6 protein-coding genes and 1 pseudogene are annotated in these 8,993 nt (G+C 39.5%); all 7 read left to right on the top strand.

Annotated features, from left to right (window positions below; genetic code table 11):
* Positions 1-19: 19 nt before the first annotated feature.
* Positions 20-814 (top strand): annotated as a pseudogene (locus HT721_RS11060) (DUF1542 domain-containing protein); the annotation flags it as partial.
* A 471-nt stretch (positions 815-1,285) separates the two neighbouring features.
* Complete coding sequence (locus HT721_RS01120; protein ID WP_173228711.1) at positions 1,286-1,702, top strand: transmembrane domain-containing protein; 417 nt, start codon at positions 1,286-1,288, stop codon at positions 1,700-1,702.
* Positions 1,703-1,932: 230 nt separating this feature from the next.
* On the top strand, positions 1,933-2,640 hold the full coding sequence (gene ccdA2, locus HT721_RS01115; protein ID WP_138704502.1) for a thiol-disulfide oxidoreductase-associated membrane protein CcdA2: 708 nt from the start codon (positions 1,933-1,935) through the stop codon (positions 2,638-2,640).
* Between the two features lie 10 nt (positions 2,641-2,650).
* Positions 2,651-3,208: a thiol-disulfide oxidoreductase-associated lipoprotein SdbB gene (sdbB, locus tag HT721_RS01110; protein ID WP_138704501.1), complete on the top strand. Its 558-nt coding sequence runs from the start codon at positions 2,651-2,653 to the stop codon at positions 3,206-3,208.
* Positions 3,209-3,328: 120 nt separating this feature from the next.
* A complete protein-coding gene (locus HT721_RS01105) occupies positions 3,329-4,720 on the top strand; it encodes an amino acid permease (RefSeq protein ID WP_138704500.1) in 1,392 nt (463 codons plus the stop codon).
* A gap of 142 nt (positions 4,721-4,862) precedes the next feature.
* Positions 4,863-5,780: a zinc-binding lipoprotein AdcAII gene (gene adcAII / locus HT721_RS01100; protein WP_138704499.1), complete on the top strand. Its 918-nt coding sequence runs from the start codon at positions 4,863-4,865 to the stop codon at positions 5,778-5,780.
* Between the two features lie 7 nt (positions 5,781-5,787).
* Positions 5,788-8,880, top strand: a complete 3,093-nt coding sequence (locus HT721_RS01095; protein WP_173212357.1) for a pneumococcal-type histidine triad protein — start codon at positions 5,788-5,790, stop codon at positions 8,878-8,880.
* Positions 8,881-8,993 lie beyond the last annotated feature (113 nt).

Raw genomic sequence — 8,993 nt, 5'->3', positions numbered from 1 at the left:
AGCAAAAAGAAATGAAAAATTGCAAGAAGTAGCAACTAAGAAAACTGAAGGTGAACGAGCAATAGATGCACCAACAGCAGACGATGCAGACAAAGTAGCAGCAGCGAAAAATGATGCATTAAACAAAATCAATAACGTTCATACAGCAGGAGACTTAAATAGCGTTAAACAAGCAGCTAAAGGCGAATTAGCAACAGCAGCAGACGCAGAAACAAAAGCTATTAATGCAGATAAGAGCTTAACAACAGCAAAAAGAAATGAAAAATTGCAAGAAGTAGCAACTAAGAAAACTGAAGGTGAACGAGCAATAGATGCACCAACAGCAGACGATGCAGACAAAGTAGCAGCAGCGAAAAATGATGCATTAAACAAAATCAATAACGTTCATACAGCAGGAGACTTAGCTGAAGTTAAGAAAACTGCGATAGCGGAAATCTTAGATCTCTTACATCTAAAAACTGCGAATGTAGATTCAAATAACGATTTAACTACAGAAGAAAAAGCGAATATCAAGAATCAGTATAAAAACGTGGCGGATGCTGCTAATAATAGCATAAATAAATCAGAAGATGCTGATAAGGTACTTGATAATAAAGAACAAGGTATTAAGGCTATTAACGCTGTAGCAATTCCAACAGAAACAGAAAAATCAAAAGCTATTAAGGAAATTGAAGCTGCTGCATTTGCTAAGAGAACAGAAATTTCGAATCGTTTTGATTTGGCAACTGAGGACAAGTCAAGAGCATTGCAACAGGTGGATCAAGAAGCCAAGGATGCTAAGAGTGCTGTGGACAAGGGGGGAACAAATAAGGATGTAGAACAGGCAAAAGTGGCAGGAATCGATGCTATCAATAACATCAATCCACAACCAACTCCACGTCCGTTTCCTACGCCTCAACCTCAACCTTCTACCCCTACTCAGCCAGACCAAGGAGCTCCTGATACTCCAACAAGTCCATCTGATCCAGCTCCACAACCGTCTCAACCAACTGCACCGAGTCAACCTGCAAGTCCTGCTCCATCTCAAAGTTCAGCTCCGACTCAAGCACCTAGAGCGGTAGCAAGTCCTTCAGCTAGCTCAACGAGCACACAAGCTCCAGCTCAAGAGCAAGTTGACAAGTCTGAACTTCGTGCCTTGACTCAAGAGTTAGATCAACGCTTGAAAGCTTTGACAACAGTATCTGATCCGAAAATCGATGCAGCCAAAGCTGTCCTCCTAGATGCTCAAAAAGCTTTGGAAGATAGTTCCTTGACAGAGCAAGGTCTGCGTACTGCAGTAGAGTCTGTGAAGGCTGCCTTGAACTCTCTCAAAGATGTGCAAGCAAATGCTAGCGACAGCAAGCCTGCACAGGACAAGAAGGATGCCAAGCAAGGAACAGAAGATAGTAAAGATTCAGCTAAGATGACTGAAACAAACTCGGTGCCAGCAGGAGTGATTGTAGTCAGTCTACTTGCCCTCCTAGGCGTGATTGCCTTCTGGTTGGTTCGCCGTAAGAAAGAGTCAGAAATCCAGCAATTAAGCACGGAATTGACAAAAGTTCTTGGACAGCTAGATGCAGAAAAAGTAGATAAAAAAGTCCTTGCCAAAGCCCAAAACCTTCTTCAAGAAACCCTTGATTTCGTGAAAGAAGAAAATGGCTCAGCAGAGACAGAAGCTAAACTAGTAGAGGAACTTAAAGCAATCCTTGCCAAACTCAAGTAAAACATGAGTTATGAAATGTCAAATCTAAAAGACGTTTCCGTTCACAAAAGCAGCGACGAGTAACCCTTGTCGTTGCTTTTTGGCTATTTTGGGGGATAAGATCCGCCTTGACTAGCAAAAGAAAAAATTAGTCCAATAGTGCCCGATACGATTTTGCGTAGCAGAAAGCATACAAATTAAATTGAATATAGTAAAATAGGATTAGAAATCTTAAGAAAGTTGGTTCTTTATTGGAAACGCTAGTATTTTCAATCTCCGTTTTTTTAGCAGGTGTTTTATCCTTTTTTTCTCCTTGTATTTTTCCACTTCTGCCAGTTTATGCTGGGATTTTATTGGATGATCAGGAAAGTGCAAAAAGCTTCTCCTTATTTGGGAGAAAGGTTCTCTGGTCCGGTTTGATTCGAACACTTTGCTTTATTGCAGGTATTTCTCTTATTTTCTTTATTCTAGGCTTTGGTGCTGGTTACTTTGGTAATATTCTCTACGCAAATTGGTTTCGCTATACCATGGGTACGATTATCATTATTTTGGGCCTTCACCAGATGGAAATTTTTCATTTTAAGAAATTAGAGGTTCAAAAAAGCTTTACTTTTAAGAAATCAGAATCCAATCGTTATTGGTCAGCCTTTTTACTCGGTATTACCTTTAGCTTTGGTTGGACGCCTTGTATTGGTCCAGTGTTGAGTTCTGTTTTAGCGCTTGCGGCTTCTGGAGGCAATGGCGCTTGGCAAGGAGCAATCTATACTCTCATTTACACTCTGGGCATGGCCCTTCCTTTCTTGGTTTTGGCTCTAGCTTCAGGAGTAGTCATGCCTTATTTTAGTAAAATCAAGCGTCATATGATGCTACTGAAGAAAATTGGTGGTTTCCTTATTATTTTAATGGGAATTTTGTTAATACTAGGACAAGTAAATGCTCTAGCTGGAATTTTTGAATAAAGGAGAACAAATGAAAAAAGTAATGTTTGCTGGCTTAAGTCTCTTGTCATTAGTTGTATTGATGGCCTGTGGTGAGGAAGAAACTAAAAAGACTCAAGCCCCACAACAGCCAAAACAACAAACGCCTGTACAACAAATCGCTGTTGGAAAAGATGCTCCAGACTTCACCTTGCAATCTATGGATGGTAAAGAAGTTAAGTTATCTGATTATAAGGGTAAAAAGGTTTACTTGAAGTTTTGGGCTTCATGGTGTGGTCCATGTAAGAAAAGTATGCCTGAGTTGATGGAACTAGCGGCGAAACCAGATCGCGATTTCGAAATTCTTAGTGTCATTGCACCAGGAATTCAAGGTGAAAAAACCGTTGAGCAATTCCCACAATGGTTCCAAGAACAAGGATATAAGGATATCCCAGTTCTTTATGATACTAAAGCAACTACCTTTCAAGCTTATCAAATTCGAAGCATTCCTACAGAATACCTGATTGACAGTCAAGGAAAGATTGGAAAAATTCAATTTGGTGCTATCAGTAATGCGGATGCAGAAGCAGCCTTTAAAGAAATGAACTAGAATCGATAAAATCTGATTACAAGATGTAGTCAGATTTTTTTAGAAAATTATTTTATAAATAGTCACAAATCCCCTATATTTATGGTAAAATAGAATCATCATTTTATTTTGGAGAAAAAGATGAATATATTTAGAACAAAGAATGTAAGTTTGGATAAAACGGAGATGCACAGGCATTTGAAGTTATGGGATTTGATTTTGCTGGGTATCGGAGCCATGGTAGGGACAGGCATCTTTACAATTACAGGTACTGCAGCTGCCACACTTGCTGGTCCAGCCCTAGTGATTTCAATCGTCATTTCTGCCTTGTGTGTAGGATTATCAGCCCTCTTTTTTGCAGAATTTGCTTCACGAGTACCCGCTACAGGTGGTGCCTACAGTTATCTCTATGCTATTTTAGGAGAATTTCCAGCTTGGTTGGCTGGCTGGTTAACCATGATGGAGTTCATGACAGCCATATCTGGTGTGGCTTCGGGTTGGGCAGCTTATTTTAAAGGATTGCTCTCTCAATATGGGATAGCTCTTCCTCATGCTTTAAATGGTACCTTTAATCCTCAAGCAGGGACATTTGTTGATTTATTGCCTATTCTTGTCTTGGTCTTGGTGACTTCGCTTGTTTTACTAAATGCCAAGGCAGCCTTACGCTTTAATTCGATTCTAGTCATTCTGAAATTCTCCGCTTTAGCTCTCTTTGTTTTAGTAGGAATTTGGAATATTAAGCTTGATAATTGGAGCAATTTTGCTCCTTACGGTTTTGGACAAATCTATGGTGCTAGTACTGGTATTATGGCTGGTGCATCCTTGATGTTCTTTGGATTTTTGGGATTTGAATCCATCTCAATGGCTGTAGATGAGGTCAAGACTCCTCAAAAAAATATTCCTAGAGGGATTGTCTTATCGCTTTCTATCGTAACCATTCTTTATGCCTTGGTGACGCTTGTCTTGACTGGTGTGGTTCACTATAGTCATCTAAATGTCGATGATGCCGTTGCCTTTGCCCTTCGTAGTGTTGGGATTAGTTGGGCAGCCAACTATGTGTCATTAGTGGCTATCTTGACCTTGATTACAGTTTGTATTTCGATGACCTATGCCCTATCGCGTATGATTTACAGTTTAGCACGTGACGGCTTGATGCCTGCTGCCTTTAAAGAACTAACGAAGACTAGCAAGGTACCAAAGAATGCTACTATCTTAACGGGGCTAGCTTCAGCAGTAGCAGCAGGAATATTCCCACTAGCCAGTATCGCAGCCTTCTTAAATATTTGTACCTTAGCCTACTTGATTATGCTAGCTTACGGTCTGATTCGCTTACGGAAAGAAAAAGGAATGCCCAAAGCTGGGGAATTTAAAACACCACTGGTACCTCTGTTACCGATTTTATCAATCATCATTTGTTTATCCTTTATGTTACAGTATAATATGGAAACCTGGATTGCTTTCCTAGTTGCATTGTTAGTAGGAAGTATTATTTACTTCACTTATGGTTATAAGCATTCTACCATAGAAGAATAAAGTAAAAGTCTGTTGAGTTGTTGAAACTCAGCAGATTTTTATATGTGAAAGAAATTTCAAATTTTTTCTAAAAATATCTTGACAGATTAAATTTTTAGGAGTAGAATGTTTACTAGTTAATTAAATGGTTAAGGAGTTGTTCATGAAGAAACAAAATTTATTTTTAGTCTTGTTAAGTGTCTTTCTTTTATTGCTAGGAGCCTGTAGTCAAAAGGAAAGTCAGACAGGAAAGGGGATGAAAATTGTGACCAGTTTTTATCCTATCTACGCTATGGTTAAGGAAGTATCTGGTGACTTGAATGATGTTCGGATGATTCAGTCAAGTAGTGGAATTCACTCCTTTGAACCTTCAGCAAATGACATCGCGGCCATCTATGACGCGGATGTCTTTGTTTACCATTCTCATACGCTCGAATCTTGGGCAGGAAGTTTAGATCCCAATCTAAAAAAATCTAAAGTGAAGGTCTTAGAGGCTTCAGAGGGAATGACTTTAGACCGCGTCCCAGGGCTAGAAGATGTGGAAGCAGGGGATGGAGTCGATGAAAAAACGCTCTATGACCCTCACACTTGGCTAGATCCTGAAAAAGCTGGCGAAGAAGCGCAAATTATCGCTGATAAACTTTCAGAGGTGGATAGTGAACATAAAGAAACTTATCAAAAAAATGCGCAAGATTTTATCAAAAAAGCTCAAGAATTGACTAAGAAATTCCAGCCTAAATTTGAAAAAGCGACTCAGAAAACATTTGTAACACAACATACAGCCTTTTCTTATCTAGCTAAGCGATTTGGACTCAATCAACTCGGTATTGCAGGTATCTCTCCTGAACAAGAACCAAGTCCACGACAACTAACAGAAATTCAGGAATTTGTTAAGACCTATAAGGTTAAAACGATTTTTACAGAAAGTAATGCTTCTTCAAAAGTAGCTGAAACTCTTGTCAAATCAACAGGTGTGGGTCTTAAAACTCTGAATCCTTTAGAGGCAGACCCACAAAATGACAAGACCTATTTAGAAAATCTTGAAGAAAATATAAGTGTTTTAGCAGAAGAATTAAAGTGAGGAAAGAATGAAAATCAATAAAAAATATGTAGCAGGTTCAGTGGCAGTCCTTGCCCTAAGTGTTTGTTCCTATGAGCTTGGACGGTACCAAGCTGGTCAGGCTAAGAAAGAGTCTAATCGAGTTGCTTATATAGACGGTGATCAGGCTGGTCAAAAGGCAGAAAATTTGACACCCGATGAAGTCAGTAAGAGAGAGGGAATCAACGCCGAACAAATTGTTATCAAGATTACGGATCAAGGTTATGTGACCTCTCATGGAGACCATTATCATTACTATAATGGGAAGGTTCCTTATGATGCTATTATCAGTGAAGAACTGCTGATGAAAGATCCTAATTATCAGTTGAAGGATGCAGACATTGTCAATGAAATCAAGGGTGGCTATGTCATTAAGGTAAACGGTAAATACTATGTTTACCTTAAAGATGCGGCCCATGCGGACAATATTCGGACAAAAGAAGAGATTAAACGTCAGAAGCAGGAACACAGTCATAATCATAATTCAAGTACAGATAATGCTGTTGCTGCAGCCAGAGCCCAAGGACGTTATACAACGGATGATGGTTATATCTTTAATGCCTCTGATATTATAGAAGATACGGGTGATGCCTATATCGTTCCTCATGGCAATCACTTCCACTATATTCCTAAGAGTGACTTGTCTGCCAGTGAATTAGCTGCTGCCCAAGCCTTCTTATCTGGAAAAGGCGGTCAATTAAGTACGGTTGAATATCGTTCTAGCAGGGGAGAAACAAGATCTAGTGTGAGAAGGAGTCAATCTGAGACACCTCAAAATCCTGCAACTGATTCTGAAAGTCAAAGTGAGGATTTAGCTAGTCTCCTTCAAGAATTGTACGCTTTGCCACTTAGCCAACGTCATGTGGAGTCTGATGGATTAGTATTTGACCCAGCACAGATTATAAAACGTACTGCAAATGGTGTGGCAGTTCCTCACGGGGATCATTTCCATTTCATTCCTTATTCGCAAATGTCTGCTTTGGAAGAAAAATTGGCTCGAAATCTACCAATTGGAGGTCAGCCAGTTCAAAGTCATTCTGACAATACGAAACCAAGCAGTACAGATAAACTAAGTTCAACCATTAAACCAAACTTTAATCTCAATACGCCGGCACCGAATAGCTCAGCTGGAGGCGCCTATACAACGGATGATGGGTATGTCTTTAGTCCGTCAGATGTGATTGAAGATACAGGAGACGCTTTTATTGTACCGCATGGCAATCATTTCCACTATATACCAAAAGGCGCTTTGTCTGCAGGAGAATTGGCTGCTGCCCAAGCCTATTGGAATGGGAAGCAGGGATCTCGTTCTTCTTCAAGTTCTAGTCATAATGCAAATCCAGCTCAACCAAGCTTATCAGAGAACCACAATCTGACTGTCACTCCAACTTATCATCAGAATCAAGGGGAAGATATTTCAAGCCTTTTACGTGAATTGTATGCCAAACCCTTATCAGAACGCCATGTGGAATCGGATGGCTTGGTATTCGACCCAGCACAAATAACAGATCGTACAGCAAATGGTGTTGCTGTGCCTCACGGAAATCATTATCACTTTATCCCTTATTCACAAATGTCTGATTTAGAGCAGAGGATTGCAAGCATGATTCTGTTAAAAGGGCAAAATGGTGCAGTCGTGCCAGGAATGCATTATTTGAAACCAGCACCAAAACCGCAAGCTCAACCGTCAACTGAGAAAAAACAAACTAATTTTGCAGTAGAACAGGTTGTTAGAAAAGTTGGGAAAGGCTATGTTGTGGAAATTGCTGGTGTCAGTCACTATGTTTTTGCTAAAGACTTGGCTAAGGATAAGATTGATGCTATTGAAAATCTCTTGTCTAATAAAACTCAAGAGACACATGCTCTAGTTGCGAAGAAAGAAAACGTCTCTTCTCGTGACAAAGAATTTTATGATAAAGCTTATAATCTGTTAACCCAGGCTCATAAAGCCTTGTCTGAAAATAAGGGGCGTGCTGTTGATTTCCAAGCCTTAGACAAATTAGCAGAACGCTTGAATAATGAATCTTCTAATAATAAAGTAAAATTGGTAGATGATTTATTGGCATTCTTAGCACCAATTACTCACCCAGAACGCCTTGGCAAACCAAATGCTCAAATTGCCTATACAAACGATGAAATTAAATTAGCGAAATTAGCAGGTAAATATACAACCTCAGATGGCTACATTTTTGACGAACATGATATTGAAAGTGATGCAGGAAATGCCTACGTCACTCCACACTTGAACCATAGCCACTGGATTAAAAAAGACAGCTTATCTGAAGCTGAAAGGGCAGCAGCTCAGGCTTATGCTAAAGAAAAAGGCTTACAAGCTCCAAATTCTACTGAAGCAAAACCAGAGGCAACAGGGACAGAAGCTATCTATAACCGCGTAACAGCTGAGAACAAGGTACCATTAGAAAAAATACCAAATCATTTACAGTATACTGTAGCTGTACAGAATGGTTACTTTATCATTCCTCACTTTGATCACTATCATAATCTTAAGTTTGCATGGTTTGACGAAGGACTCTATAAGGCACCTGAGGGTTATACCTTAGAAGATTTATTTGCGACTGTAAAATACTACGTTGAACATCCGGACCAACGTCCTCATTCAGATAATGGTTGGGGTAATGCTAGCGACCATGTTCGTAAAAATAAGGCAGACCAAGACGGTAAACCTGATGAAAATAAGGAACATGATGAAGTAAGTGAGCCAACTCGCTCTGAATCTGATGAAAAAGAGAATCACGCTGGTTTAAATCCTTCAGCAGATAATCTTTATAAACCGAGCACTGATGAAGACGAGACAGAGGAAGAAGCTGAAGATACTACAGAAGAGCCAGAAGTCCATCAAGTAGAGACTGCAAAAGTAGAAGCTAAACTCAAAGAAGTAGAAGCTTTACTTGATAAAGTAACGGATGCTAGTCTGAAAGCTACTGCGACTGAAACCCTGGCTAGTTTACGAGGTAACTTGAGCCTGCAAACCATGGATAATAATGACATCATGACAGGGGCAGAAAAATTACTTGCTTTGTTAAAAGGTAGTGAGTCAATTGAGACGAAGCCAGAAGCATAAGTTTATCCTATTAAATCGATATAATGTAAGAGTCAGTAGTAATACTGGCTTTTATTTTTTTAAATGATATAAAAATCTTGACAGATAAACTTAAAAAAGGTAAACTATTTACT

Source organism: Streptococcus sp. 4094 (assembly GCF_013277125.1).
Classification (GTDB): Bacteria; Bacillota; Bacilli; order Lactobacillales; family Streptococcaceae; genus Streptococcus.
This window is presented reverse-complemented; position numbering and strand designations above follow the sequence as displayed.